Source organism: Acidovorax sp. DW039, from assembly GCF_037101375.1.
GTDB lineage: Bacteria > Pseudomonadota > Gammaproteobacteria > Burkholderiales > Burkholderiaceae_C > Acidovorax.
Genome location: NZ_AP029019.1, coordinates 1849270 through 1874514 on the forward strand (window position 1 = coordinate 1849270; position 25245 = coordinate 1874514).

Genomic DNA, 25245 nt, shown 5'->3' on the forward strand with positions numbered 1-25245 from the left:
GCTGCCACTTACCAAGCGAACCAACCGACCCCGATGGTTTCCCCCACCACAAAAGAAGTCTTCATCCAGGGCATTACCCACGACGGGAAAACCTTTCGGCCCAGCGACTGGGCAGAGCGGTTGGCTGGCGTGATGAGCCAGTTTCGCCCCGGTGGGTCGCGGCCCGGCAGCCATTTGAGTTATTCGCCCTGGTGCATTCCCACCACGCTCAACGGCATCAAGTGCGTGGTCGTTCATCGTGACCTGCGCGACCATGAGCCCATGGCATGGGACTTTGTGCTCAACTTCGCCCGAGACAACAATCTGCAGGTGGCCGAAGCGTGCCTTCTGCCTGATTCACCCCCCACAAAGGCCTGACGGCCTTTTTTTTCGCCCCGATTTTTCCTGAGGCTGAGTCTGCTGCTCCGCTTTTGTACAAAAGCGGCGGGGTGGTTGCCCGCTCGCTGTATTGTTCAATACGGTTCGGGCACAAAAAAACCGCCCGAAGGCGGTTTTGATGTTTGCTGACAGCGCACCCGTTACAAACGGCGGGCAGCTTTCACTACCCGTGCTGTTTGCCTGAAATGGGTCAGGCGGCCAGTGCCAGGGCTTTCACCTTGGCTGCCAGACGGCTCTTGTCACGAGCTGCCTTGTTCTTGTGGAAGATACCCTTGTCGGCAACGGTATCCACCACGCTTTGTGCCTTGGCAAAAGCTTCAGCAGCCTTCACCTTGTCGCCAGCCAGAACAGCCTTCTCGACGTTCTTGACGGCAGTGCGGTATTTGGAACGCAGCGATGTGTTTGCGGCGTTGATCTTGACGTCCTGACGGACGCGTTTACGGCCCGACGCCAGGCGTGGGTTCTTCTTCTTTGGTTTTGCGGATGCCATGATGTAATTTCCTTGAGTCTGAGGATGATGTCAGCAAAGCCCGCGATTATAGCCCAGCTCTGAAAACTGACCCTCCTGTCTCAGCAAGAGGCTTGTTTCATCGCCTGCCTCGTCTTCCTGATCTGTGCTGGCGGGCAGTCAAAGTAAGCGAGCGCAACAATGCCTGTGGGGAGGCTGCCATTGCCTGCCGAGCGAATACACTCCCGGCGGTGTCACTGTTCAAAGCCGCCTCCACCGTTTCCCTGTTGACCCTGGCCTCCCGCGTGACGGGCTTGGCGCGTGACTTGCTCATGGCGTCCATGTTCGGTGCCAGCGCGCTCACAGACGCTTTCAACGTAGCGTTCCGCATCCCCAATCTGTTTCGCCGCCTTTTTGCCGAGGGCGCATTTGCCCAGGCGTTTGTGCCGGTGCTGGCGACCACCAAGGCCAAGGAAGGCGAGGAGAGGACCCTCGCCCTGATCGCCAGTGTGGCAACCGTGCTGGCCTGGACGTTGCTGCTGACCTGTGTGGTGGGCGTGCTGGGGGCCCCGGCTTTGGTCTGGGCGCTGGCCAGTGGCATGCGCCAAAGCCCCGAGGCTTTTGATGCAGCCGTGTTGATGACCCGCTGGATGTTCCCTTACATCGGCTTCATGTCCATGGTCGCACTGGCTGCGGGGATTTTGAACACCTGGAAGCACTTTGCCGTGCCTGCCGCATCGCCTGTGCTTTTGAATGTCTGCATGATCGCTGCCGCATGGCTGGGGGCTCCGCAACTGGAGGCCAGGGGCATTGAGCCCATCTACGCCATGGCGGGTGGGGTCATGCTGGGCGGTTTGCTGCAGTTGCTGGTGCAGGTGCCCGCGTTGCATCGCCTGGGCCTGATGCCGCGCATTGGCGTGACATGGACTGCCATTCGGGATGCCTGGGCTGATCCGGGCGTGCGACGCGTGCTGGCCTTGATGGCTCCGATTCTTCTGGGGGTGGGCGTGGCGCAGGTTTCGCTCATGATCAATACGCAGATCGCCTCGTACCTTGCGCCGGGCAGCGTGACCTGGCTTTTCTATGCCGACCGGCTCATGGAGTTTCCTACCGCCTTGCTGGGCGTGGCTTTGGGGGTGGTGCTGACGCCCCAGCTCACCGCAGCCAAGGCTGCGGGAGACGCTGAAAAGTACTCTGCCATGATGGACTGGGGTTTGCGCATCGTGGTGCTCTTGTCGGTGCCCTGTGCTGTGGCGCTGCTGACATTTTCCAAGCCTCTGGTGGCCACTTTGTTCCACTATGGCCGGCTGGCAGATTCGGATGTAGGGCAGATCGCAGTAGCCTTGTCGGGCTACGGCGCGGGCCTGCTGGGGCTGGTGGCCATCAAGGTGCTTGCGCCTGGTTATTACGCCAGCCAGGATGTGCGCACCCCGGTCAAGATTGCGGTGGTGGTGCTGGTGCTGACGCAGCTTCTCAACGCCGCGCTGGTGCCGCTGATGGACCATGCCGGGCTGGCGCTTTCCATCGGGTTGGGCGCATTGATCAATGCCACATGGTTGCTGATAGGGCTTGTACGCAGGGGCAGTTACCAGCCTCAGCCGGGCTGGGGGCGGTTTTTGCTGCAGGTGGTGGCTGCCAGCGCCCTGCTGGCCGTGCTGCTGGCGTGGAGTTCGTATTACTTTGACTGGGTGGCTCTGAGAGCGCACAGCGCTCAGCGCATTCTTTTGCTGGCCGCCCTCATGGCAGCCGCTGCGGCCCTTTACTTTGGCGCACTGTGGGCTGCGGGCCTGAAGCTGCGGCGCATGCTGCGCCGCTGAGCATTTCCTCTCATCCCGCGGCGAGGGTTGCGCTGGCAGCCTGCGGAAGTGACTGGTAAATCCGCTGGTTTTGCAGCTTGACGCCGGGGGGCTCGCCCTCTAAAAATCCACCATGACCTTGAGCTACTCCGTCCCCTCGTCGCTGGAATACTTTGCCAGCCTGGTGCAAAGCGATGAGCACTTTCCATTGCTCGAAGCGGCTGCCAGCATCGCCCAGGACGAGTATCCCGAGCTGGATGTGCAGCAATTGCTGAGCGACGTGGACCAGCTACAGGCCCGCATTCGCAGGCGCTTGGCGGTAGATGCACCGTCCCTGCAGCGCCTGCACATGCTCAACCAGTTTTTCTTCTCTGATCTGGGCTTCGCCGGCAACGTCAACAACTATTACGACCCGGAGAACAGCTATCTCAATGCCGTCCTGCGCACGCGGCGCGGCATTCCCATCAGCTTGGCTGTGTTGTGGATGGAGCTGGCGCAGGGGCTGGGCCTGCATGTTAGGGGGGTGGGTTTTCCGGGCCACTTCATGGTGAAGGTGCTGCTGCCCAAAGGTCAGGTCGTGATGGACCCGACCAATGGCCAGTCGCTCAGCCGCGAAGATTTGTCCGAGCGTCTGGAGCCCTACAAACGCCAAAACGGACTGGTGGACGACTACGACGTACCGCTGGGTCTGTACCTGCAGGCGGCTACGCCGCGCGACATCATCGCCCGCATGCTGCGCAATCTCAAAGAGGTACACCGCTCACAGCAGGACTGGCAGCGTCTGACGGCGGTATTGGACCGGTTGATCATCCTTTCGCCCACCACTTGGGGCGAGCGGCGCGACCGAGGGCTTGCCCATGCCGAGCTGGGCAACGCGAAGGAGGCCGTGCTGGATCTGGAAGCCTACCTTGCCCATGCTGAAGATGGGCTGGACGTAGACATGGTTTCTGACCGCCTCAACGCCCTGCGCCGCTCGCTGAATTGAGGCGAGTCTTCGGTTTCAAAAGGGCTGGCCGTCGTCCTGGCCCAGTTGGGCTTGCAGCTGCGCTACCTGGCGACGCAGCGCATCGTTCTCGGCAGTCAGTTCGGCCACGCGGGCGCGCAGGCTTTCAACCGTTTCAGTACCTTGCGTCCCGGCTGCATGGGCGGCCGTTGCGGCGCTGCCTTCGGCGGCATCGGTGGAAGCGGCCGTTTCTTCACGGGCTTTGCGCTTGGCTTCACGCACCCGCTTGGCGGCTTGCTTCAGCTCATCCTTGCCTGCCGTGGCGGCAGCCACCTGTTCTTCCGCAGGCAGCGTGGCCACGGCAGCGGCAGCGTTGAGCGAAATGGTTCCGGATTTGACGGCAGCGACCAGTTCAGGCGCAGCCTGCTTCTGGATTTTTTCGATCATGACCACCTGACTGCTGCTCAGCCGTGCAGCGCGGGCAATGGCTTCGCGGCTGCTCAGGTCATCGGCCGGAATGGTGGCCGTGGTGGCAGTGGCCGCATTCGCTGAGGAGGGTTCGCCACCATCGTCGGCAGGTGTCTCGTCGGCAGGTGCCTTGGCTACAAACTCCGCTGCGGCCCGTGCACGTCGCTCAGACACGATTTCGCGTTTGCGCAAGGCCAGCACGCCACGCTGGAAGTCAGACACGCTACGGCGGCCCAGGTGCTGGTCGATCATCCAGAGGTACACATCCTCCATGGACTGAAAACGTGTGTTCTGCACGGTCTGAAAAGGCAGGCCATGCTTTTGGCAAATGCCGTAGCGGTTGTGCCCATCCACCAGGATGTCACCCCACAGCACCAGGGCATCACGGCAGCCCTCCGCCAGGATGCTGCGTTCCAGAGCATCGTGTTCTTCGGGGGTGAGTGGGTCGATGTAGGCTTTGAGTTCTTCTTTGACGACGATGTTCATGGTGCGGCGGGGAGTGCTCCCCAGTCTTCAATGCAGGCAGGGGCGGCATTGTAGTGGGGCGCTTTGGCCGCACTATTTGTCCCGTGTGCTGCGCAGCGCCAGCCAGCCCGCAACTGCGGTAAAGACGGCAAGGATGCAGACCACCACCCAGAAGCCGTGTTCGCTGCTGGCCAGCGGAATGCCTCCCACGTTCATGCCCAGCAGGCCCGTCAGGATGTTGATGGGCAGGACCAGCACCGTCACCACCGTCAGCACAAACAGGCTGCGGCTGTTGGCCTCCTGCACGCTGGCTGCCAGTTCTTCCTGTAGCAGCTTGATGCGTTCCTGAAGCCCCTGCATGTCGCGCAACACCACAGAGAACTCTTCGGTGGAGTCCCGCAGTTCCTGCACATCGTCCGCTCCCATCCATACAGGCGGGTGTTGCAGCAGGCGAAAGAGTGCCGCAGGCTCAGGCGCCAGCAGCCGCTGCAGGCGCACCAGCAGCCTGCGCAGCACGCCCAGGCGGGCGCGTTTGTGGTTGAGCCGCCCGGCGAGCAATTCGTCTTCAATGCTGTCGATGCGCTGCGTCACCCCCCGCACGATATCGACCAGGCCCGCAGCCTGGGTGCGCATCAACTGCTCCAGCAAGGCTACGCTGGAGCGTGGGGCCTGGCCGTTGCGCACGGCGGTGCGCAAGGCATCTACGGACCTGAGCGGGTGGACACGCGCAGTCACCACCAGATGGGGCAGCACGCAGATCCACAGGGTGGCAATGTCGAAGGGCTCGAAGGCAAAGTCAAAGTGTGCATCGTTGAGAACACCCATCAATGCATCGTCGTCACGCTCAATGCGGGTGGAATAGGAGCTTTCGCGCAGTGCCTCAAAAAAAGTGTCGGGTAACGGTGCATGGCGCTGCATCCAGCGTATGGCATGCGCATGTGCCAGATTGAAATGCAGCCACAGAAAAGGTGCCGTGTCTCCATCTGACGGCAGGGCGGTGGAACTTGGCGGCCCATCGGCCTGCAATCCCAAGCCCGGCTCCACGTGAGCGCGAACCCGCTGTTGGTCCAGCCAATGCGAGGCCTCATCGCAGTCCAGCGCCTGCGGAGTGGGGCCGTGGCCTATGAGGTAACCGCAGATCAGACCGGCAGCATCCCCTCCATAGCTGCCAGGGGAGGAGGGCGCTGGGGCGGTGTGGCTCATGGAGGACGTAAAACAGTGGCTGAAAATTCGGCATGCAAGTTTCACCTGCATGGGGTGCGCAGTGCTGGATGCAAGCTCTGACGCAAGTGCCCGATGGTGCTGGTTTCGTGTGACCAATTCGTGACGTTTTGATGGCTGTCATCGCTTTGTCACCTCAGGGGTGCAGGATGTGCAGCATCTTTTTGCTTCACTGACTGCCATGCTCCAGAACGCACCGTTCGACGCCCAAGACCTGATGCAGCGCATCGCCAACGACCTGATTGACAGCTATGACGAAGAGCTGGAACTGGAAATTGAGGACCGCAATGTGGACGAGGACGGCGATCTGGTCGCCACCGACAAGCTAGAGCGGCAGCGTTACTTTAAAGAGCTGTTTCGGCTGCAGGGCGAGTTGGTCAAGCTGCAGGACTGGGTGCAGCACAGCCGCCAGAAGGTGGTCATCCTTTTTGAGGGGCGGGACGCTGCAGGCAAAGGGGGCGTCATCAAGCGCATCACCCAGCGGCTCAATCCCCGCGTGGCACGCGTGGCGGCTCTGCCCGCACCCAATGACCGGGAGCGTACGCAGTGGTACTTCCAGCGCTATGTGGCCCATTTGCCTGCGGCTGGGGAGATCGTGCTGTTTGACCGCAGCTGGTACAACCGCGCCGGGGTGGAGCGGGTGATGGGCTTCTGTACCGACGACGAGTACGAAGAGTTCTTCCGCACGGTGCCCGAGTTTGAAAAGATGCTGGTGCGCTCTGGCATCAAGCTGGTCAAGTACTGGTTCTCCATCACCGATGAAGAGCAGCATCTGCGCTTCCTGGGCCGCATCCATGACCCACTCAAGCAGTGGAAGCTCAGCCCCATGGATCTGGAAAGCCGGGTGCGCTGGGAGGCCTACACCAAGGCCAAGGAAATCATGCTGGAGCGCACCCACATCCCTGAAGCGCCCTGGTGGGTGGTACAGGCAGTAGACAAGAAGAAGGCGCGCCTCAATTGCATTCACCACCTGCTGGGCCAGTTGCCTTACCAGGAAGTGCCGCATGATCCAGTCGTATTGCCCGAACGGGTGCGCAACCCTGAGTACTTCCGCCAGCCCGTGCCCGAGTCGATGTACGTTCCTGCGATTTATTGAGAGCCAGAAAGGCGCCTGTCCTGGGCTTCTCGCGGGTGTCTACGAGGCGCTTTGAGAGGGCGTGCCGCCCTTGCCAAACTGGTGCCAAGCGCGGCGCAGTTGCGTGTCCGAGTTGAAGCCGGCCATTTCGGCAGCCCGTGTCACGCTGTGGCCCGCGCGCAGTGCAGCCTCTGCCACCGCCAGGCGGATGCGGCGCAGGTATTGCAGTGGGGCAATGCCCGCATGCTCCAGAAACAGCCGGTTGAGGTGGCGCTCTGACGTATGCGCAATCTGTGCCATGGCAGGTACGCTCCAGGGGGCTTGCGGTTGTTGGGCGATTGCGTCCTGCACGCGGTGCAATGCAGGATGCAAGTGATTGCGGTGGTGCAGAAACGGTGAGAACTCCGGGTCGTCAGGCCCGCGACGCAGTGCCACCACCATGGTCTGTGCCACTTGAGCTGCCAGTGCAGGGCTGCAATGCTGCGAGATGCGGTGCAGCATCAGATCGATGCCTGTGGTGACGCCTGCGCTGCTGTGAATGGGACCATCTGCCACAAACACCCGATTGGTAGCCACGTCGCAGCGGGGCTCTACCTGTGCCAGTTCATCCAGATGCTGGTGGTGGGTGGTGGCCCGGCGGCCCGCCAGCAGGCCCGCATGTGCCGCCAGAACCGAACCCGCGCAGATGGTGACCAGTTCGGTGCGTCCAGGGGCCAGGCGCAGGCCCCTGAGCCAGTGCAGCAGGTGCCGAGCATCCGCTGTGTCCACATCAATACGCTGTCCGGGCAACCCGATCAGCACGACCCATGCGGGTTCAGGCAGGGTGGCAGGGAGCGGCTCCAGCCCCTGCAGCATCACTCCCACAGACGTGGAGGCCTGTGGCGATGGCCCTGCAAAGTGCTGCACAAAGGGGGCGCTGCGGCCCTGCTGAAGGCTGATCTGGTTGGCAATGCGCAGCGCTTCGGCTGGCCCTGCCCAGTCCAGCACCAGGCTGCCATGCAGCAGGATGAAATACACGTGCGCGGCTGCACCGTGGGTTGCGGGTGCCAACTGCCCGGGGTGTGAAATGTCTGCGGTGCTCAAGGCAAAGGGTTCCAGGGGGTGTCCATCTGGCGTGCGGTGCGCTCTGCCAGTGCCGGGCCTGCCAGTCGGCTGACCAGGTGGAGGCTCATGTCAATGCCTGCACTGATGCCTGCGGAGGTCACCAGAGAGCCCTGGTCCACCCACCGCACGTGCTCCTGCACGTCCAGCATGGGGTATTGCGCTCGCAGGTCCGCCAAGTCTTCCCAGTGGGTGGTAACAGTTCCGCCGCGCAGCACGCCTGCTGCCGCAAGGATAAAGGCCCCCGTGCAGACCGATGCAGTGAGTTGCGCCGACTGGCTGGAACGGGCCACCCATTCCCGGGTCTGTGCACAGGCAGCGGCTGCATCCACCACGCCACCGGGCACGATGAGCACATCGGGCGCTGGGGCATGGTCAAAGTCAGCATCTGGTACGACCTGCAGCCCTGCCCGGGCGCGCACCGGGGCCAGACTGCGGGCCACGCACTGCACCTGGAAGAGGGGCGGACTCCCCGCTGACTGCCTTTGATGCATGCGGGTGGCAGCGGTGAACACTTCATAAGGGCCACCCAGGTCCAGAACTTCAATGTTGTCAAACACCAGGATGCTCACCTGCAAGGTGCGCTGGGGGGCGGCAAATGTCGGGTCGGTGGGATGGCGGTACGGGTTGGCAGGCAGGGACATGGGCGTCTTTCAATGGGGGCGGGCAGAGCGGCTCACTGCGCTTCAAATACATAGCGGGGATAAGTGTGGCGCGCTTGTTGGGCGGCAGACAAGTCGATATCTACCGTGCAGAAAGGCGCTTGGGCGGTGGTGCGTGCCAGCAATGCGCCGTCGGGGTCTATCACCCAGCCCGCACCGCCATAAGTGCCGTGCTCATCCACGCGGTTGGAAGACAGGCTGAATGCCCCCGCACGCGCCGCCGCCACGGTGCCCATGGCCAGCCATTTTTCGACTGTGGCGCGGGCTGTGGCACGCGGGGTGATGATGGCTTGCACGCCTTGCTGGGCATAGCTGGCAAATGTGTCCAGAGCCCATAGCTCCGTGCAGATGTTGATGGCCATGGAATGGTCTGCAATATCGAGCGGCGGGAACGTGGCGTCACCGCGGTCAAACCATCGTGCTTCCCACCCTCCTGGCTCGTCGGGCAGGTAGAACTTGCGGCGCAGCCGCTGGTAGCCCCGCTGGGGCGTCCAGGCAAAACCCTCGTTGAATGGGCGACCACCGTCGGTCACAGGGCGTGCTCCCACCACACAGGCCACGCCAAGTTCTGGCAGACGCTGCATCCAGGCGTCGGTTTGTGCCACAGCGTCGTCCCAGCGTTGGGGGTCAAAGCGCTCGGCTTCCCACAGCGGTTCCACAAAGGCAAATTCGGGCAGTACCAGCAGATCGGGCTGTGCTTGCCTGGAGTGTTCACACAGGCTGTGCCATGCCGGTGCCAAGTTTGCAGGCTGGCTGGGCAGTTCGCAGACGGTGACTCGCATGAGGGTACTCCCGGCCATTAAGTCTGCAGTGCCTGTGCCACGGTGCACAGCGTGGCAAAGCGGCCTTGCAGCACAGTGGCAGTGCGCGTCTTGATGTCCTGCGCCTTCAGTACCTGCCCATCGGGTTGCACCATGTCCCAGGTGTGGGTGGCCTCGGTCACGTAGTCCACCTTCCAGCCCAGGTCCGAAGCGTGCCGTGCGGTGGTCTCGCAGCATTGCTCGGTGCGGATGCCGCTGATGATGATCTTGCCAATGCCCTGGCGCACAAGCCACACGTCCAGGCCCGTGCCTACCAAGGCACTGTGGCGTGATTTGGTAAAAGTGGCGGCTGCCTCAAAGTGGACAAGTCCTTGCAGGGGGCGCACATGGCCCGAGGCCTGCGCAAAGGGGTTCTCAGGGTTGTCCGGCCCATCCGCATGAAACACCCGTACCACCGGAATCTGCCTGGCTTGGCAGCCTTCGATCAGCGCATTCTGGGCGGCGAGGTAATCCGCCAGACCCGCCTCGTTGAAAAAGGGGCGGTGGCGGAAGGATTCTTGAACATCGATCACTATCAGACAGGAATTCATGGTGCTGCTCTCAAAGTGGAGGGGGAATGACCATGATTGTGCGAGGCAGGTCTGAATGCCGCTGCACCTGTGACAGACAGGAATCCATCATTTTCAGACATTGTGCACCGCATGCTGTTCACGCTTCATGCCGGGATGGGGCCTGCCCAATCAGCACACCATGGATGCAGCGCGTAACCATGATGGATGCCAACCATCCTTGCCTGCAAAGAGTGGGTGAAGGAAGAGCTAATTCAAGTCCTGGCGCTTATGGATAAAGCGCAGGAAGCTATGAATTTGATAGTGAACTGTTGGCGGCTCAGAGTGAGCTGATCACACCAGCCGGGCTGCCACCAGTTCTTTTTTGAGGTAGGCGTAGAACAAGGGCGCTGCCACAAGCCCTGCGGGCCCGAAGACAGCTTCGGCCACAAACATCACACTCAGCAGCTCCCACACTCCCATCTGTGTGCGCTGCCCCACCACCTTGGCATTGATGACGTATTCCGCCTTGTGGATGAGGATCAGAAACGCCAGGCAAGCCGCGGCAGCCATGGGCGACACGGACAGGCCCACGATGGTCATCACCACATTGCACAGCAGGTTGCCCACAATGGGAACCAGCCCCGCCACAAACGTGAAGGTGATCAGCACGGGGGTGTAAGGCAGTGTCATGCCCCACAGTGGCAACACAAACAGCAGGAACAGCGCCGTCAGCAAGGTGTTGAAGGCCGCAATCCAGAACTGTGCCGCCACAATCTGGCGGAAGGCTTCGCCAAACAGCGTGATGCGCACAGCGAGTTGTTGGGCCAGGGGCCCGAGAGAGGGCTTGGTCTGCCTTACGGCAGCCAGCGAGCCAATGAGCAGACCCACATAGGCAAACAGCACGCTGCCCAGCCAGGCGCGCCCCGCCATGGCCAGTGCCCCGGCTTTGGCGCCCAGGTAGCTGGCGATAAAGCGCTGGATTTCAGCCGCTCCTTCTGGAAGGTGCGCCGCCATGTCCGCAGGCAGCTTGAGGCGCAATTCCAGCACCGTGCGCGCCATGTAGTTCAGCAGCTCGCGGTATTGCTGGGGTGCATCGACCAGATAGCCGCGGGAGTGCGTGAGCCCTATGGCCAACAGAGCCAGAGGCATCAGCATCACGATGGCGGCTGCGGTTACCTCGGCGGCGCGTGGGGTGGTGCGCTGCCCTCCTGCGGGTCGCTTCAAGCGGTGCAGCGCCCCGGTGATCCACCCTGTCAGTGCACGGGTGAGCAAGAAACCCAGGCAAACGCACAACAACCCGGGCAGCAGTCCCCGCCACATCACCAGCAGCAACGTGGCCGCTACCAGCAAATAGCTGGCCAGCACCACCCCTGAGAGCGGTGCCCAGCGAAGCGAAGGGGAGGGGGCCGGTGGTGGCGGGTAGCTGGTGAGTGCCGTCGATGGCTCAGGAGGCAGTGCGGGGGGCTGGTGCTGCGCCATGCGAGGGTGGGCTCAAACTCAGGCTACGACGACTGCGGCGCCTTCGCCGCGTGGCGCGATCACGCCGATGGTGTAGACCTGCTCGCCTGCAGCGCGCAGGGTGGCGGCTGTCGCTTCAGCGTTGGCTGCGTCCACCACCACCACCATGCCGATGCCGTTGTTGAACGTGCGGTTCATCTCGATATCGTCGATGCCTGCGGTTTTCTGCAACCAGGCAAACAGCTCGGTCTGTGGCCAGCTGCCCTTCTTGAGGTGGGCGGCAGTGCCTTCGGGCAGCACGCGGGGAATGTTCTCCAGCAGGCCGCCACCGGTGATGTGTGCCAGTGCCTTGATGGGGTGAGCGGCCAGCGCGGCCAGCACGTTCTTCACATACAGGCGGGTGGGCTCCATGATGGCTTGCTTGAAAGGCTTGCCGTCCAGTGTGGCGGGCACGGTGCCTGCGGACTCTGCACGTTCGATGCACTTGCGCACCAGACTGAAGCCGTTGGAATGCACGCCATGGCTGGCCAAGCCCAGCACCACATCGCCGGGTTGTACGTTCTGGCCGGTCAGGATCTTGGATTTTTCGACCGCGCCCACGGCAAAACCGGCCAGATCGTATTCGCCCGCAGGGTACATGCCGGGCATTTCAGCCGTTTCGCCACCAATCAGGGCGCAGCCGCTCAGCTCGCAGCCCTTGGCGATACCGCCCACCACCGCTGCGGCAGTGTCCACGTCCAGCTTGCCGCAGGCAAAGTAGTCGAGGAAGAAGAGGGGCTCGGCACCTTGCACCAGCACATCGTTCACGCTCATGGCCACCAGGTCGATGCCCACGGTGTCGTGCATGTTCCATTCAAACGCCAGCTTGAGCTTGGTGCCCACGCCGTCGGTGCCGCTCACCAGCACGGGTTCCTTGTAGCGCTTGGGCACTTCAAATAGGGCACCAAAGCCGCCAATGCCTGCCAGCACGCCTTCGCGCATGGTTTTCTTGGCCAGGGGCTTGATGCGCTCGACGAGTGCGTCGCCAGCGTCGATGTCAACGCCAGCGTCTTTGTAGGACAGGGGGGTAGGGGTAGCGGCAGAGTTGCTCATGGCGGGGATGGCACGGACCAGCGTGCGCAGCAGACTAAAATTTGCGCAGATTTTACGGGGTGTGAGCGGCCCGCTCGCTGGCTTCCCTTTCGCACCGTCCTGTTTTCTCCCTGTTCCCTTTCTGTTCTTCTCTGGAGCCCATGCAGTTCTACGCCCTTTTTCTTCGCTCCAGTGCGTTTGCCGGCAGGCTGCAGCCATGAAGCAGCTGGCGCTGGATATCGGCCTGGCCACCGGGCCCACGCTGTCGAGTTTTTACGCGGGCCCCAACGAGGCGGCTCTGCAGCATCTGCGCCTGTGGGCCGGTGAAGGCAGCAGCCAGAGCACCCGCTCGCCTGTGCCCACCTACCTGTGGGGTGAGCCCGGCAGTGGCAAGACCCACTTGCTCAAGGCCGTGTGCGAAGCCTTGCATCAGCAAGGTGCCAGCGTGGGCTGGATGGACGCTTCCGTTGCCAACCCGCCCGACTTTGATGAGCGCTGGGCGGCTGTTGTGATGGACGAAGTGCATCTTTACAACACTGCCCAGCAGGCCAGTGCCTTCAACTGGTTTGTGAATGCGATCAACCCCGCCACGGGCGGACAGCGCTGGGTATTGGCCGCTGGCGACTTGCCACCCGCTGATCTGCCCCTGCGCGACGACCTGCGTAGCCGCATGGGCTGGGGCCATGTGTTTCAGCTGCAGTTGCTGGACGAAACCGCGCGGCGGGCCGTGCTGCGGCAAGAGGCCGATGCGCGGGGCGTGTTCCTGGGCGACGAGGTGATGGATTTCATGCTCAAGCGGTTTTCGCGCGATCTGGGCAGCCTGATGCAGCTGCTGGACCAGCTCGATGCCTTTGCACTGCGCACCCAGCGGGCCATCACCATCCCGCTGCTCAAGGCCATGCTTGAGTCTGAATGACGGCGACTGATCTTCTGCATTGCAGCAACGGGCATGTCGCATGCCCGTTTGCCATGCCTTGATCCCCATGCCTTGACCCTATTGCATCTTCCTCATCCATGACTGATACCCGCACCCATCGCCCCCGGCTGGCCCTGTTCGATCTGGACCACACTCTGCTGCCGCTGGACTCTGACTACGAGTGGGGCGAGTTCACCATTCGCATCGGCTGGAATGACCCCGTGGAGTTTGCGCGCCGCAACGACGAGTTCTACGCGCACTACCAGGCGGGCACCCTCAATGTGCAAGACTACGTGCGCTTTGCCACCGAGGCTGTGCGCCAGCGCGGCCCCGATGCGGCTGCCGCAGCGCACGCGCAGTTCATGCGCGAGGTGATCGAGCCTGCCATTCGCCCCCAGGCGCTGGACCTGATTCGCCAGCACCAGTTGGCGGGAGACCAGGTGGTCATCGTCACGGCCACCAATGAGTTTGTGACCCGTCCCATTGCCAAGGCACTGGGCGTGCAGGAGCTGCTGGCTGTGCAGCTGGCCCGCGATGCCAACGGCTGGTACACCGGTGAGATCGATGGCATCCCGACCATGCGCCAGGGCAAGGTGCTGCGCATGGACCAGTGGCTGGCAGACCGTAAACTCGGCTGGGCGGATGTGGAGAGCACGTTCTACAGCGATTCCATGAACGACGTGCCCTTGCTGGAAAAAGTCAACCATCCAGTGGCCACCAACCCCGACGCCCGGCTGCGCGCGCTGGCGCAAGAGCGCGGCTGGCGCATACTGGACCTTTTTGTGGCCGACGCCAGCAGCACCGCCCCTGCGCAAGCCACCGCACCCTGAGCTGCGCCCCGTGCCAGTCCACCTGTTTACTGCATATCCATGATCAAGAAGTTCATCGACAAATTGCTGGGCAAGTCCACGCCCGGCACCTCTGGCGGCAAGCCCCATTTCGGCAAGCGCGAAGAGGTACCCGCATCGGTCCACGGCATCAACCCGGACCTGGTGGACCGGCGGGCGGCCGATGTGGTGCACACCCTCAAGGACGCGGGGTATGAGGCATACATCGTGGGCGGTGCGGTGCGCGATTTGTTGCTGGGCTTGCGCCCCAAAGACTTTGACGTGGCCACCAACGCCACGCCGGAGCAGGTCAAGGCGCTGTTTCGCCGCGCTTTCATCATTGGCAAGCGCTTTCGCATCGTGCATGTGGTGCACGGGCGCGGTCGTGAGCATGAAGTGATCGAGGTCTCCACCTTCCGTGCCTACCTCGACAACTCGGCGGCAGGGCAGGTGAGTGGCAACGAAAAGACCAGCAAGGCACAGCTGTCGGGCATGCAGCATGCCGTGGACGCCAGTGGCCGTGTGCTGCGCGACAACGTCTGGGGCCCGCAGGATGAAGACGCCACCCGCCGCGACTTCACTGTCAACGCCATGTACTACGACCCGGAAACCCAGGTGGTGGTGGACTACCACAAGGGCATTCAGGACGCGAAGAAGAAAACCCTGCGCATGATTGGCGACCCCGCCACGCGCTACCGCGAAGACCCGGTCCGCATCATCCGCGCCGTGCGCTTTGCTGCCAAGCTGAGCCAGTTGGGCTTTACCCTGGAGGTCAAGACGGCGGCTCCGCTGGTGCAATCGCAGACATTGCTGGCCGATGTGCCCCAGAGCCGCATGTTTGACGAGATGCTCAAGCTGCTGCAAACAGGCCATGCCATTGCCACCATCGAGCAGCTGCGCAAGCTGGGCCTGGCCAAAGGCATCTACCCCCTGCTGGATGTGGCGGTGGAACGCGCCGACACCCCCTTTGTGAAGGCCGCCCTGATCGACACCGACCGCCGTGTCCAGGAAGGCAAGCCCGTGGCCCCCAGCTTCCTGCTGGCCTGTGTGCTGTGGGAAGACGTGCGCAAGGGCTGGGAAGACCGCCTGGCCCGCCGTGACCACCCCCTGCCCGCGCTGCAGGAATCCATTGACGAGGTGTTTGACCGCCGCATTGGCGATGTGTCGGGGCGCGGCAAGCTGGCTGCCGACATGCGCGAAATCTGGGTCATGCAGCCCCGCTTTGAAAAGCGCGTGGGCAATACGCCCTTTGGCATGGTGATCCAGCCCCGCTTCCGCGCTGGCTTCGACTTTCTGCGCCTGCGTGCCGACATTGGCGAGGTAGAGGAAGCCTTGGCCGAGTGGTGGCAGGACTTTCAGACCGCAGACGATGAGCGCCGCGAAGACCTGCTGGAACAGGCCCGCGAAGAGCAGCGCGCGCGTCAGAAGGCGCAACAGCAGGCCCAGCAAGCCAACGTGCGTCGTGTTCCCAAAAAGGCCGCTGCAGCGGGTTCTTCCGCCTCTTCTGCATCCACTGCACCAACGGATTCGGATACCGCCCCAGACGCCGAGCCAGGCATGGACCCCGCAGCCCCCAAAAAGCGTCGCCGCCGTCGCCGCAAGCCCGCCGGGGCAGGCGGTGCAGGGGGAGAAGCACCGGGTATGGCTTCGGATGCCTGATTCCGCCATGGCTCCCATGGCAACCCAAGCTGCACACGTGGCGTATATCGGCCTCGGGGCCAATCTGGGAGACGCCCCCGCTGCCTTACGCGCTGCCCTGCAGGCCTTGGCAGCATTGCCGGGCACCCGGCTGCAGCAATGCTCCGCGCTGTACCGCAGCGCCCCGGTAGACGCCACCGGCCCTGATTTCTACAACGCCGTGGCAGCGCTGCACACCAGCCTGCCCCCGCATGAACTGCTTGCAGCCCTGCAATCCATCGAAGCCGCGGCAGGGCGCGAACGCCCTTACCGTAACGCCCCACGCACGCTGGATCTGGACATCCTGCTCTTCGATGGCTTTGCCATCGACACCCCTACGCTGACCGTGCCCCACCCCCGCATGCACGAGCGGGCCTTTGTGCTGCTGCCGCTGGCAGAAATTGCACCCGCCGAAGTGCGCGACGAGTGGCTGCAGGCCGTGCGCGACCAGCGCATTGAGCGTCTGGAAACCGTCTGAGGCCATAGCGGGCCCTGTCACCTTGCGGGCGGGTGAAGACGCTTTCGCGAACTCTCCTGGTTTTGCTATTGAATTAATAGCTGCCTGCGCTTATTCCATAAGCGCCAGGGGTTAAATGTCTTGTTGACTGCGCACCTTGCATTCTCATGAGAAGGGCCTGTAGTTCGTTTCTTTCCGTGATGATCTGAGGCTGTGCCTGGGCGGTTGAGGGTGGGGTGATGGCCGTGCGTTGGATGGCGCTGTTGCCATGTGCGCCTTGCACAGGGTGCTTCGTGACCACGCGCCGGAGGTTGACAACTTGTCCACTGCAAGAGGGCGAAAGGGCGCGAGGAGGGCCTTATATTGCGATGGGCGCCAGGCTTGGGGCAGTCATGACTGCGCCACTGAGCTGCTGGATGCTGAGCGAAAACGAATTACGAACAGGAGTGCCGATGGATTGGACGAGGGAGCAGCTGTGGAACCGCATGGACGCCCTGGATGCATTCGACTGGTGCGAGCCGCAGCAATATGCAGCGCTGCGCGCCCTGTTTTTTGATGGTGTGCTGTGGCAGGGACAAGAGGGAGAGTATCCCCCCACCTGGATGACATGCCGAGAACTCTTCTTTCACCCCGTGCAAACGCCTGAGCAATGGGCACACATTGTGAATCTGCGTTCGACTTACACCGACGGGGACGGGGTCACCCGCACGAGTGAATCGACGGCGGCAAGTTACCGCGCCGAGGCGTTGTCACATTTGCTGTGCAGAGACTTCCAGTACTGCGGCATGAACGTTGCCCAGCAGCTGGAGATGCTGGAGTGGCTGGGGTGGATGCAGGAAAGCCCTTCCTGTGTGGCGTTGGAAGCGTGGGTGAGCGATATCAACTTCTGGTTGAACCCCCAGCCGCGCAACAGTTGGGTACTGGATGAGTGTGACGACAGCCGCCATGCCCACGCACTGCCCTGGCTGTACCACATGCTGGAAAAGGCTCCGCTGGTGATGCAGGGTCGCTGGCTGGCCTCTACCGAGAAAGGCTGGTGCTACGAGATCTTTCCGCGCACCTTTCTCCAATCGCTGCAATCACTGATGCGCAGGGCCGATAAAGGCAAGGTTCCCCATCGGCCAGACCTGAACCGACAGCATCGTCTGGACTTCCTGCAACAACTGCGCGATGACCTGGTGGCTGGCAAAGGCGGGACGGTGTTGCAGCAGGTCTGGGCGATGACCCGACAGCCCTGATCAGAGGGCAAAGGATTTCAATGACCACTACGTCCCAAACCGTCGCCGCCATCCTCAAAAAAGCTGGCATCACTTTCCGGCCCCTGCCCAAAGACTGGGGCAACTCCCACCTAGGCCAGATCTTCCATCACATGATTCCCGAGCGGATCTGCGAGTTCGACCCGAAGTGCATCGCTGAGGCGGCCAACTACGTGGGAGTGCTTCAGGCGTTCGCGCAGGCCACCCAGGGAGAGTTTGTGCCCGAGAGCCTGCGTGCCGAGGGGAGCGTCGGCGGCAAAGTGGTGCTGGAGTTCATGCATGCCGGAAAGGCCATTCGCTTCAAGTTCACGCAGCAAGGCCGGTGGGTGGCCGACGACTTTTACGAGCAACTGCGCAAGTTCTGCAGGAAACACCTCAGCGGTAGCTACCTGAGCGTGGGCACGGATTGGGCCATGGAGGTCTACTTGCCGCACAAGGTCATTGCGCAGATCCAAAAAAAGACGCGCACTTTTGATAGCGTCGAAGCGGTGGTGCAATTCGTGGTGGAAGGCGCATCCCCGAGCGACATGTTCACAGCATGGGAGAGTCTGCCCTGGCAGTTGAAGGCGGGTTACACCCGGGACGGAGACAGCCTGATGACGGCGCTGCTCAAGTCTGAGGCGGACACGGACCGATGCCTGAGTGCCTACGAGACGCATGAGACTCCTTTACTGCCTAGTCGCTATGGCGAATCACCCCTGGAATTGGCGCAGCGCCTCCGGGGCGTGAATCCGCGACACCTGATTGGAGAGCCCAGCGCTACCCTGGGCTACGCCGAAATCCGCCAGAAGTGGAGCCAGCGGCTCTGGCATAGCTACCGCCCCGAGTACATGCGCATCGTCGATGCGCTGGAGGCGGACCTGTCATCCATGCGCTTCTCCGAATCTGGCAACTTGTACGGCATCGTCATGTGCCACGCGCCGCTGCTGGACTGCGGGACGGAAGTCGCGGAAGTGCATTACCACGAATACAACCCCGCGTACACGCTGAATTTGCTCACCCTGGGGCCTGGAGGCGGTGCCTTGTATCTGCAACTGCCCCTGGATCAGGTCGAGACGGTGATCGACCTGCTGCGCCGGTATTGCCGCCGCACATTGTGGACAACGCCCGGCCAAGATGGCGCATGGCTGGTTGTCCCAAAATAGCCTGCTGCCCCTGGCGCAAGACCAACGCGTCAAGCGCTGGTGGATGTGGGGCAGCTGGTCTTGGCGGCTCGTATCCGTCTGATGGTTGCTATACGAAAGATAGCGAAGATCGCTTTCTCTGAATGCGTCAGCGGATGGTGTGGCTTGCGGTTCTTAATCCACTTTCGCGCCAGACAGCTTGACCACCTGCTGGTATTTGGCGCGCTCTGCAGCCATGAAGCTTTCAAACTGCTGGGGCGTGGTGGCCACGGGTTCGGCCAGCAGCGCCGCAAAACGGGTTTTGGTCTCGGGGGCTTGCAGGGCGGCCACAAAAGCCTTGTTCAGGCGGTCGATCACGGGTTTGGGGGTGCCCTTGGGCGCCACCAGGCCCCACCATGTGTCGATGGAAAAGCCCTTGAACGTCTGTGCCATGGGAGGCACCCCTGGCAATGCGGGGGATGCTTCCAGCGATGTGACTGCCAGTGCCTTGAGCTTGCCTGACCGGATGTTGGGCGCTGCGGCGGCCAGATTGTCGATGTTGAAGTCCACCTCGCCCGCCAGCAGCGCCAGCTGCGCGGGGTTGGCACCCCGGTAGGGAATGTGCAGCGCAAAGATGCCTGCCTGCTGCTTGAACATTTCGCCCGCCAGATGCCCGGCACTGCCGTTGCCGCCGCTGCCGTAGTTGAGCTTGGCGGGGTTGGCCTTGGCGTAGGCAATCAGGTCCGCCAGGTTGTGGATCTTGAGCTGCTCAGCCTTGGCTGCGTTCATCACCAGCACATTGGGAACACGCACCATCTGCGTGATGGCGGTGAAGTCCTTGGCGGCATCAAAAGGCATGCGGGCGTAAAGCCATGGGTTGACTGCATGCGTGGCCGTGGCCGCGATACCGATGGTCAGGCCGTCGGGTGCCGCCTTGGCAATGGCGTCAGCACCAATGTTGCCGCCAGCACCGCCCTTGTTGTCGATAATGACCGTGCCCAGCGAATCGCGCACGCGCTCGGCCAGTGCACGGGCGGTCACGTCGATAGGGCCCCCGGGTGCGTAGGGCACGATGAGGCGGATGGGCTGGCCGGGATCCTGTGCTTGCGCTGCGGGATGAAGGAGCGCAGCGGCTGCCGCTGCGCTGGCAAGAAGAAGGTGTCTGCGGTTCATAGTGCTCCCATTGTGCAGAAAAATGGCTTGCGCCCTCTGCGCAGGCGCAAGCGGCAGCTACTCGCTCACAAAGTGTTACCCACCGTGCTTGTCCGCCTCAGAGGTAAACGCGTCGGCAAAAAACTCCTCGGCAGGCAGCCCTCGCTGCTCGCTGTAGCTGGTGCGGGCAGATTCGACCACGATGGGGGCGCCACAGGCGTACACCTGGTAGCCAGACAGGTCTGCAAAGTCATCCAGCACGGCTTGGTGCACGTAGCCGGTACGGCCTGCCCAGGCGTCCTGGGGTAGGGCATCCGAAACGACCGGCACGTAGCGCAGGTGGGGCATCTGGGCCGCCTGCTCCAGTAGCCAGTCGTGCATGTACAGGTCTTCCGGGCGCCGTCCGCCCCAGTACAGGGTGGTAGGGCGCTGAATGCCCTTGAACTGCATGTGCTCCAGCAGTGCCTTGATGGGCGCAAAACCGGTGCCTGATGCCAGCAGGATGATGGGCTTGTCTGAGTCTTCGCGCAGGAAGAAGCTGCCAAAGGGGCCTTCCACCCGCAGGATTTCCTTTTCCTTCATGGCTCCGAACACGTGGTCGGTGAACTTGCCACCGGGAAGGTGCCGGATATGCAGTTCAACCCCGGGGGCGTCACCTTGGGTGTGCGGAGCGTTGGCCATGGAGTAGGCGCGGCGGGCACCGTCGCGCAAGATGAACTCGATGTACTGCCCCGCATGGTAGCGGAAGGTATCGGCGGCTGGCAATTGCAGGCGCACCACCATCACATCGTGCGATTTTTTCTGCAGACTCGAAACGCGCACAGGCATCTTCTTGATGGGATACGCGCTCTCGTCCGTGACTTGGCGGGATTCCAGCACCACGTCTGATGTGGGCTGGGCGCAGCAGGTCAGCACCCAGCCTGCCGACTCCTCTTCTGCGCTCAGCGCTTTGGATTGATGGTCCGCATGCGTTACCGAGCCACTGACCTTTTTGCACTTGCAGGAGCCACACGCCCCGTCCTTGCAGCCATACGGAAGGCCGACTCCGCTGCGGATCGCTGCGGCCAGAATGGTTTCATTGCCCTGGCTCTGGAAGGCCCGTCCGCTGGGGTTCACGGTGATCTGAAAACCGCCTTGGGTATCGTGGGGTTGGGTCATGTTGTGGGTATCCTCGGGATCTTTTGCGAATGGCGCCGATTTTGCCCGCAGAAACCGGACGGTACCGCCCAGAGGCCCTTTGCGCAGGTGAGGGATGCTTGCGCTGCCTGCCCGATCATTTTTCACCAGAAGGAAAGCATGAGTTCCGTAGCCTTGTCCAGCGCACTCGGGGCATTGCCCGCCCGTTTTCGGCGTGAACGGTTATTGATTGTCGGTTGCGGCGATGTCGGCATGCGTGTGGCCCGTCATTTGGCGACCGGCCCGGGCGCTGGGCGTATGCGGGTTCTGGCCTTGACCTCTAACCCCACCCGCAAAGCGGAGTTGCGTCGTGCGGGGATAACCCCTTTGGTTGGCAATCTGGACGATGCCGCGTCCCTGCGCCGTCTTGCGGGGGTTGCCACCCGGGTGCTGCATCTGGCGCCTCCCCCGGGCGAGGGCGCAGGCCCGCACGCGTGGTGGCAGGACCCGCGAACGCGGGCACTGGCACGGGTGTTCAGGCTGCGAGGGCAACCTGCCTCACTGGCCTATGCTTCTACAAGCGGTGTCTATGGAGACTGCGGTGGGGCGATTGTTCGCGAAGAGCGAACGGTGGCGCCGTCCACCCCCCGGGCGCAGCGGCGGGTGGATGCGGAAGCCGTCATCCGGCACCTGGGCCGCGCTGGCGTGCGCGCATGCATCCTGCGCATACCGGGCATTTATGCGCCTGACCGGGAGGGGGGAACCCCACGTGCCCGATTGCTCAAGGGCACTCCCGTGCTGAACCGGGAGGATGACGTTTTTACCAATCACATCCATGCCGATGACCTGGCACGGGCATGCTGGGCTGCTTTGTGGAAGGGGCTGCCGCAACGCGCTTACAACGTGAGCGACGGGCACCACATGCGCATGGGCGACTACTTTGACTTGGCCGCCGACCTGTATGGCCTGCCTCGGCCCCCTCGCATTGCGAGGGCGGCGGCTCAAGAACAACTGCCCGCGATGCTGCTGAGCTTCATGAGCGAATCCCGCCGCCTGGACAACCAGCGGATGGTGAAAGAGTTGGGGGTGCGCCTGGCTTTTCCATCGGTAGAGACGGGTTTGGCTGCAAGTGCGAAAGGGCCTGCTGGGGTTGCGTAAGCCTCAACGGGGCAAAGCACAGTCAGCTTCTGACCCATCAACAGGGGGCTTGCCCGCCCTTGGACTTGCATGCGCTCCCGTTGCCTGGAAACTGGCCTGGGCCAGACCTTGGATACCGTGCCCCAGTGCTGTCGGTGCAGTAAAAAGAACTGCAGCCAGTGATGTAGGGTTGCTGCGGAGTGGGCGCTGGAGCAGGTGCGGGGTAGTAAGAGTGCCTGGGCGGCGTGACGACGATGCGGGGCTGGGCTGCCCGTGCGCGCTCCAGTTCGGCATAGCCTTGGGGGCCCAGGCAGGCCAGGTCCATTTGCCGCTGGGCGGCGTCTGCTCTCACTTCCTGCTCGTAGGTGGTGCGCGAAAGGCTGCTGCTGAGAAGCTCGTAATTGCGCTTTGCCGTTGCGCATTCGGCGGAATTGGCATAGTCCTTGGGGGCGGCCGCCGCGCGGGCAGCCCGGATGCGTTCCTGGTTTGCAGCCCGTTGTGCCTCGGCGGCTTCTGCGGCGCTTTCAGCCTGCTGTCTTTGTTGTTTCAACTCCAGGGCACGCTCGGCGCTGCGGCGTTCCTGCTCAATTTCTTCCGGTGTCTTTTTGGCCTCCACCTCGTGGGTTTGAGTGCCAGAGGGGCACGCACCATCGGTGTAGGACACCTTTCCGGTCTTCGCGTCCGTACAGCGAATCACTTGGCTGAGGCTGGGCTGGGCAAAGAGGGCGCATATCGCCAGTGCCGGTAGCAGTTTCCACGGTGTTGCGTTGCGGTGGTTCATGGCTTTTGACGCGGCGGACGGTTGGGAGGAGCTTTGCTGCCAGTCTACGCTGGCTGTCGCAGCTGACTGAGGAGCGAATAAACATGTTCCTCATTCATCCATGACGCGCAGCTGCTGTGTTTGGTTGACCGCTGGACGCGTGGTTCCCCTGCCAAACCCCCATAAAAAAAGCGTCTCCCGTCGGGGAGACGCTTTTCCAAGGGAAATCCCTGTAATCAACGAGGCAAAACGCGGCGAATGGTCTCTGCCAGATCTTCTGCGACAAACTTTGCCACGTAACCGTCTGCGCCCACGCTGCGCACATGGTCTTCATTGGCTGAGCCGGACAGGGATGAATGGATGACCACAGGCAACCCGTTGAAGCGGGCGTCCTGCTTGATGTTGCGGGTCAGTGTGAACCCATCCATTTCAGGCATTTCCAGATCCGTCAGCACCATGGCTACGCGGTCTGTCACCGATTTGCCTTCAGATTCTGCCGATTTCGCAATGGCGTTGAGGCGGTCCCAAGCTTCCTTGCCCGACTTGACCATTTCAAACGGGGCCTGGAGAACCTTCAGTTCCTGTTCAATCAGAGACCGCGCCACGAAGGAGTCGTCTGCGGCAAGGATGATGGAGCCGGGCTTGAGCTTGAGCTTGGCGCCCACCTTTTCCTCGGTCACTTCGTGGCCGTCTGAAGGCGAAACCATTTGCAGGATGGCTTCCACGTCCAGCACCTGAGCCAGACGGGACTCATCCGTGTTGCCGTCCAGGCGGGCAATGCTGGTCACCAGCTTGCCCTTGGCGCCACTGGTTTCGGCAGACAGAACCTGCTTCCAGTCCAGGCGAACGATGTCTTCCACCGATTCCACCGCAAACGCCTGCGTGGTGCGTGCGTATTCCGTCACCAGCATGATGTTGAGGCCCGTCTGGGGCTTGCAGCCGACGATGGAGGGGAGGTCCAGCACGGGGATCACCTGGCCGCGCAGGTTGACCACACCGAGGGAGTGGGCCGTGGTTCCCGCAATGGGGGTGATGCTGGGCATGGCCACGATCTCACGGATCTTGAACACATTGATACCGAACAGCTCGGACTTGCCCAGCGCGTTGTCAATGCCCAGTCGGAACAGCAGCAGCTCGAACTTGTTCGTGCTGGTGAGGTTGGTCCGCTCGTCGATTTCCTGCTGTACTGCTTTCATGGTCGTGTCCTTCGCGCTGATACGCACGTTTACAAATTCTAGAAGCAGTTAGGGTGGTATTGGGAGGGAAATTTTCAGGCTTAACCCCAATAACTGCGCTTTGGCTGGAGGATACGCCCGGCGCGGCGCCACATAACCACCGCAGAGGTAACAGCCCGTCGAAAGCAGGTGGTTGCTTTCACGGGCGTGGCATTTATGCATCAACCACGCAGGCTTGTCGGGCTTCAGCCGTCAATAAGGTCCGGGTTCCAGGCAAATACGGTCTGCGTCTGGGTGCCCAGTTTTTCGATTCCCAGGGTCATGATGTCGCCAGGTTTCAGGAACTGAGGCTCCGGCTTTTTCCCCATACCCACGCCGGGCGGGGTGCCCGTGGTGATCAGATCGCCAGGCTCGAGCGTGACGAAGCGGCTCAGGTAGCTGACCAGTTGAGCCACGCCAAACACCATGGTGCGGGTATTGCCGGTTTGCTGGCGTACACCGTTCACGTCCAGCCACATGTCCAGATTCTGCGGGTCGCCCACTTCATCGGCCGTCACCAGCCAGGGCCCGATGGGGCCGAACGTGTCACAGCCCTTGCCCTTGTCCCAAGTACCGCCACGTTCAAGCTGGTACTCGCGCTCTGAAATGTCGTTGACCGTGCAGTATCCAGCCACATGGTTCAGAGCCTCGGCTTCGCTCACATAGCGAGCCCGGCTACCGATGACGACACCAAGCTCCACCTCCCAGTCGGTCTTGACCGAGCCTTGAGGCAGAACGACTGAATGGTTGCAGCCCACTGCGCAGTCCAGTGTCTTCGTAAACACGATGGGTTCCTTGGGCAGTGGCATGTTGGCCTCTGCGGCATGGTCTGCATAGTTCAGCCCAATCGCGAGAAATTTGCGCATTCCGCTCCATGGAACAGCCAGACGTTGCTGGGGCACGATGGGCAGTTTTGACGCATCCAGTTGCGCCAGCGCTTGTAAACCTTGGGGAGACAAAGTGGCAGACGTGATGTCTGGCAACACGGCGCTCAAGTCACGTACGGTTCCATCCGTGTGCAGTAGCGCAGGCTTTTCTTGGCCTTTGGGGCCATGGCGCAAGAGTTTCATGGTGTGTGTTCTCCGTTCCTGATGGCATGCAAGGGCCGTGTTCACACATGCCCATGGCAAGGCTGACGAATGTAACCTTATCGATGCGCCTGATGCGATCTCGCAAGCAATAGGCGCAATGGATGTGAAGCCCAAGTGCCAATGTGGATAAGACCTTTTGTT

25 protein-coding genes are annotated in these 25245 nt (G+C 62.1%); 11 read left to right on the plus strand and 14 right to left on the minus strand.

The window, feature by feature from the left end; all coding sequences use genetic code 11:
• The first annotated feature begins 33 nt into the window (after nt 1-33).
• Nucleotides 34-357, plus strand: a complete 324-nt coding sequence (locus AACH87_RS08290; RefSeq protein WP_338798307.1) for a DUF3579 domain-containing protein — start codon at nt 34-36, stop codon at nt 355-357.
• Nucleotides 358-568: 211 nt separating this feature from the next.
• Here the strand turns inward: AACH87_RS08290 and rpsT are convergent, their stop codons facing one another.
• Entirely contained in the window at nt 569-868 is a 300-nt protein-coding gene (rpsT, locus tag AACH87_RS08295; protein ID WP_044398144.1) for a 30S ribosomal protein S20, read from the minus strand.
• A gap of 209 nt (nt 869-1077) precedes the next feature.
• Here rpsT and murJ point away from each other — a divergent pair, with 209 nt between their 5' ends.
• Together murJ and AACH87_RS08305 are read left to right on the plus strand one after the other, a co-directional pair.
• A complete protein-coding gene (murJ, locus tag AACH87_RS08300) occupies nt 1078-2643 on the plus strand; it encodes a murein biosynthesis integral membrane protein MurJ (protein WP_338798308.1) in 1566 nt (521 codons plus the stop codon).
• Nucleotides 2644-2755: 112 nt separating this feature from the next.
• A complete protein-coding gene (locus AACH87_RS08305; RefSeq protein ID WP_338798309.1) occupies nt 2756-3607 on the plus strand; it encodes a tetratricopeptide repeat protein in 852 nt (283 codons plus the stop codon).
• A gap of 15 nt (nt 3608-3622) precedes the next feature.
• On the opposite strand, the gene AACH87_RS08310 is transcribed toward AACH87_RS08305, so the two are convergent.
• Nucleotides 3623-4519 (minus strand): plasmid replication/partition related protein, encoded by an 897-nt coding sequence (locus AACH87_RS08310; RefSeq protein WP_338798310.1) that lies wholly within the window; start codon nt 4517-4519, stop codon nt 3623-3625.
• Nucleotides 4520-4591: 72 nt separating this feature from the next.
• Nucleotides 4592-5701 (minus strand): transporter, encoded by a 1110-nt coding sequence (locus tag AACH87_RS08315; protein WP_338798311.1) that lies wholly within the window; start codon nt 5699-5701, stop codon nt 4592-4594.
• Nucleotides 5702-5900: 199 nt separating this feature from the next.
• Between AACH87_RS08315 and ppk2 the strand changes: the two genes are divergently transcribed.
• Nucleotides 5901-6815 (plus strand): polyphosphate kinase 2, encoded by a 915-nt coding sequence (ppk2, locus tag AACH87_RS08320; RefSeq protein WP_338798312.1) that lies wholly within the window; start codon nt 5901-5903, stop codon nt 6813-6815.
• Nucleotides 6816-6854: 39 nt separating this feature from the next.
• Here ppk2 and AACH87_RS08325 read toward each other — a convergent pair whose 3' ends face one another.
• The 6 genes from AACH87_RS08325 to purM form a co-directional block, all read right to left on the minus strand.
• Nucleotides 6855-7844, minus strand: a complete 990-nt coding sequence (locus AACH87_RS08325) for a helix-turn-helix domain-containing protein (RefSeq protein WP_338798891.1) — start codon at nt 7842-7844, stop codon at nt 6855-6857.
• Nucleotides 7845-7873: 29 nt separating this feature from the next.
• Complete coding sequence (locus AACH87_RS08330) at nt 7874-8539, minus strand: DJ-1/PfpI family protein (protein ID WP_338798313.1); 666 nt, start codon at nt 8537-8539, stop codon at nt 7874-7876.
• Between the two features lie 32 nt (nt 8540-8571).
• Nucleotides 8572-9339, minus strand: coding sequence for a carbon-nitrogen hydrolase family protein (locus AACH87_RS08335; protein WP_338798314.1), 768 nt, complete (start codon nt 9337-9339; stop codon nt 8572-8574).
• Between the two features lie 17 nt (nt 9340-9356).
• Nucleotides 9357-9908, minus strand: a complete 552-nt coding sequence (locus AACH87_RS08340; protein ID WP_338798315.1) for an isochorismatase family protein — start codon at nt 9906-9908, stop codon at nt 9357-9359.
• 312 nt (nt 9909-10220) lie between these two features.
• A complete protein-coding gene (locus AACH87_RS08345; RefSeq protein WP_338798316.1) occupies nt 10221-11348 on the minus strand; it encodes a permease in 1128 nt (375 codons plus the stop codon).
• A gap of 18 nt (nt 11349-11366) precedes the next feature.
• Nucleotides 11367-12419 (minus strand): phosphoribosylformylglycinamidine cyclo-ligase, encoded by a 1053-nt coding sequence (purM, locus tag AACH87_RS08350; protein ID WP_338798317.1) that lies wholly within the window; start codon nt 12417-12419, stop codon nt 11367-11369.
• Nucleotides 12420-12615: 196 nt separating this feature from the next.
• Between purM and hda the strand changes: the two genes are divergently transcribed.
• From hda to AACH87_RS08380, 6 genes are all read left to right on the plus strand, one after another.
• Nucleotides 12616-13314, plus strand: a complete 699-nt coding sequence (hda, locus tag AACH87_RS08355; RefSeq protein WP_338798318.1) for a DnaA regulatory inactivator Hda — start codon at nt 12616-12618, stop codon at nt 13312-13314.
• 98 nt (nt 13315-13412) lie between these two features.
• The gene (locus AACH87_RS08360) at nt 13413-14144 is read left to right on the plus strand and encodes an HAD family hydrolase (RefSeq protein ID WP_338798319.1); all 732 of its coding nucleotides are present in this window, start codon (nt 13413-13415) and stop codon (nt 14142-14144) included.
• Nucleotides 14145-14183: 39 nt separating this feature from the next.
• A complete protein-coding gene (pcnB, locus tag AACH87_RS08365) occupies nt 14184-15800 on the plus strand; it encodes a polynucleotide adenylyltransferase PcnB (protein WP_338798320.1) in 1617 nt (538 codons plus the stop codon).
• Nucleotides 15801-15807: 7 nt separating this feature from the next.
• A complete protein-coding gene (gene folK, locus AACH87_RS08370; protein ID WP_338798321.1) occupies nt 15808-16296 on the plus strand; it encodes a 2-amino-4-hydroxy-6-hydroxymethyldihydropteridine diphosphokinase in 489 nt (162 codons plus the stop codon).
• Nucleotides 16297-16727: 431 nt separating this feature from the next.
• Complete coding sequence (locus tag AACH87_RS08375) at nt 16728-17513, plus strand: hypothetical protein (RefSeq protein ID WP_338798322.1); 786 nt, start codon at nt 16728-16730, stop codon at nt 17511-17513.
• Between the two features lie 20 nt (nt 17514-17533).
• Nucleotides 17534-18676: a hypothetical protein gene (locus AACH87_RS08380; RefSeq protein WP_338798323.1), complete on the plus strand. Its 1143-nt coding sequence runs from the start codon at nt 17534-17536 to the stop codon at nt 18674-18676.
• Nucleotides 18677-18829: 153 nt separating this feature from the next.
• On the opposite strand, the gene AACH87_RS08385 is transcribed toward AACH87_RS08380, so the two are convergent.
• On the minus strand, nt 18830-19807 hold the full coding sequence (locus AACH87_RS08385) for a tripartite tricarboxylate transporter substrate binding protein (RefSeq protein ID WP_338798324.1): 978 nt from the start codon (nt 19805-19807) through the stop codon (nt 18830-18832).
• Between the two features lie 75 nt (nt 19808-19882).
• Nucleotides 19883-20944, minus strand: coding sequence for a CDP-6-deoxy-delta-3,4-glucoseen reductase (locus AACH87_RS08390; RefSeq protein ID WP_338798325.1), 1062 nt, complete (start codon nt 20942-20944; stop codon nt 19883-19885).
• Between the two features lie 138 nt (nt 20945-21082).
• On the opposite strand from AACH87_RS08390, the gene AACH87_RS08395 reads away from it, so the two are divergent.
• A complete protein-coding gene (locus AACH87_RS08395; protein WP_338798326.1) occupies nt 21083-22060 on the plus strand; it encodes an SDR family oxidoreductase in 978 nt (325 codons plus the stop codon).
• Nucleotides 22061-22097: 37 nt separating this feature from the next.
• Here the strand turns inward: AACH87_RS08395 and AACH87_RS08400 are convergent, their stop codons facing one another.
• The 3 genes from AACH87_RS08400 to AACH87_RS08410 all read right to left on the minus strand — a co-directional run bounded on the left by AACH87_RS08400 (nt 22098) and on the right by AACH87_RS08410 (nt 25083).
• Nucleotides 22098-22820, minus strand: coding sequence for a DUF4124 domain-containing protein (locus tag AACH87_RS08400; protein WP_338798327.1), 723 nt, complete (start codon nt 22818-22820; stop codon nt 22098-22100).
• 215 nt (nt 22821-23035) lie between these two features.
• Complete coding sequence (locus AACH87_RS08405) at nt 23036-23995, minus strand: chemotaxis protein (protein WP_338798328.1); 960 nt, start codon at nt 23993-23995, stop codon at nt 23036-23038.
• Nucleotides 23996-24219: 224 nt separating this feature from the next.
• Nucleotides 24220-25083, minus strand: a complete 864-nt coding sequence (locus tag AACH87_RS08410) for a fumarylacetoacetate hydrolase family protein (RefSeq protein WP_338798329.1) — start codon at nt 25081-25083, stop codon at nt 24220-24222.
• Nucleotides 25084-25245: the final 162 nt, after the last annotated feature.

What these genes read in the sequence shown, in the direction of transcription:
- hda (WP_338798318.1), top strand. Translation starts at nt 12,616, where the DNA reads ATGAAGCAGCTGGCGCTGGATATCGGCCTGGCCACCGGGCCCACGCTG.
- AACH87_RS08380 (WP_338798323.1), top strand. Translation starts at nt 17,534, where the DNA reads ATGACCACTACGTCCCAAACCGTCGCCGCCATCCTCAAAAAAGCTGGC.
- AACH87_RS08400 (WP_338798327.1), bottom strand. Translation starts at nt 22,820, where the DNA reads ATGAACCACCGCAACGCAACACCGTGGAAACTGCTACCGGCACTGGCG.
- AACH87_RS08385 (WP_338798324.1), bottom strand. Translation starts at nt 19,807, where the DNA reads ATGAACCGCAGACACCTTCTTCTTGCCAGCGCAGCGGCAGCCGCTGCG.
- ppk2 (WP_338798312.1), top strand. Translation starts at nt 5,901, where the DNA reads ATGCTCCAGAACGCACCGTTCGACGCCCAAGACCTGATGCAGCGCATC.
- AACH87_RS08405 (WP_338798328.1), bottom strand. Translation starts at nt 23,995, where the DNA reads ATGAAAGCAGTACAGCAGGAAATCGACGAGCGGACCAACCTCACCAGC.
- AACH87_RS08330 (WP_338798313.1), bottom strand. Translation starts at nt 8,539, where the DNA reads ATGTCCCTGCCTGCCAACCCGTACCGCCATCCCACCGACCCGACATTT.
- AACH87_RS08360 (WP_338798319.1), top strand. Translation starts at nt 13,413, where the DNA reads ATGACTGATACCCGCACCCATCGCCCCCGGCTGGCCCTGTTCGATCTG.
- AACH87_RS08340 (WP_338798315.1), bottom strand. Translation starts at nt 9,908, where the DNA reads ATGAATTCCTGTCTGATAGTGATCGATGTTCAAGAATCCTTCCGCCAC.
- AACH87_RS08305 (WP_338798309.1), top strand. Translation starts at nt 2,756, where the DNA reads ATGACCTTGAGCTACTCCGTCCCCTCGTCGCTGGAATACTTTGCCAGC.
- pcnB (WP_338798320.1), top strand. Translation starts at nt 14,184, where the DNA reads ATGATCAAGAAGTTCATCGACAAATTGCTGGGCAAGTCCACGCCCGGC.
- AACH87_RS08390 (WP_338798325.1), bottom strand. Translation starts at nt 20,944, where the DNA reads ATGACCCAACCCCACGATACCCAAGGCGGTTTTCAGATCACCGTGAAC.
- folK (WP_338798321.1), top strand. Translation starts at nt 15,808, where the DNA reads ATGGCTCCCATGGCAACCCAAGCTGCACACGTGGCGTATATCGGCCTC.
- AACH87_RS08345 (WP_338798316.1), bottom strand. Translation starts at nt 11,348, where the DNA reads ATGGCGCAGCACCAGCCCCCCGCACTGCCTCCTGAGCCATCGACGGCA.
- purM (WP_338798317.1), bottom strand. Translation starts at nt 12,419, where the DNA reads ATGAGCAACTCTGCCGCTACCCCTACCCCCCTGTCCTACAAAGACGCT.
- rpsT (WP_044398144.1), bottom strand. Translation starts at nt 868, where the DNA reads ATGGCATCCGCAAAACCAAAGAAGAAGAACCCACGCCTGGCGTCGGGC.
- AACH87_RS08375 (WP_338798322.1), top strand. Translation starts at nt 16,728, where the DNA reads ATGGATTGGACGAGGGAGCAGCTGTGGAACCGCATGGACGCCCTGGAT.
- AACH87_RS08410 (WP_338798329.1), bottom strand. Translation starts at nt 25,083, where the DNA reads ATGAAACTCTTGCGCCATGGCCCCAAAGGCCAAGAAAAGCCTGCGCTA.
- AACH87_RS08290 (WP_338798307.1), top strand. Translation starts at nt 34, where the DNA reads ATGGTTTCCCCCACCACAAAAGAAGTCTTCATCCAGGGCATTACCCAC.
- AACH87_RS08335 (WP_338798314.1), bottom strand. Translation starts at nt 9,339, where the DNA reads ATGCGAGTCACCGTCTGCGAACTGCCCAGCCAGCCTGCAAACTTGGCA.
- AACH87_RS08315 (WP_338798311.1), bottom strand. Translation starts at nt 5,701, where the DNA reads ATGAGCCACACCGCCCCAGCGCCCTCCTCCCCTGGCAGCTATGGAGGG.
- AACH87_RS08310 (WP_338798310.1), bottom strand. Translation starts at nt 4,519, where the DNA reads ATGAACATCGTCGTCAAAGAAGAACTCAAAGCCTACATCGACCCACTC.
- AACH87_RS08395 (WP_338798326.1), top strand. Translation starts at nt 21,083, where the DNA reads ATGAGTTCCGTAGCCTTGTCCAGCGCACTCGGGGCATTGCCCGCCCGT.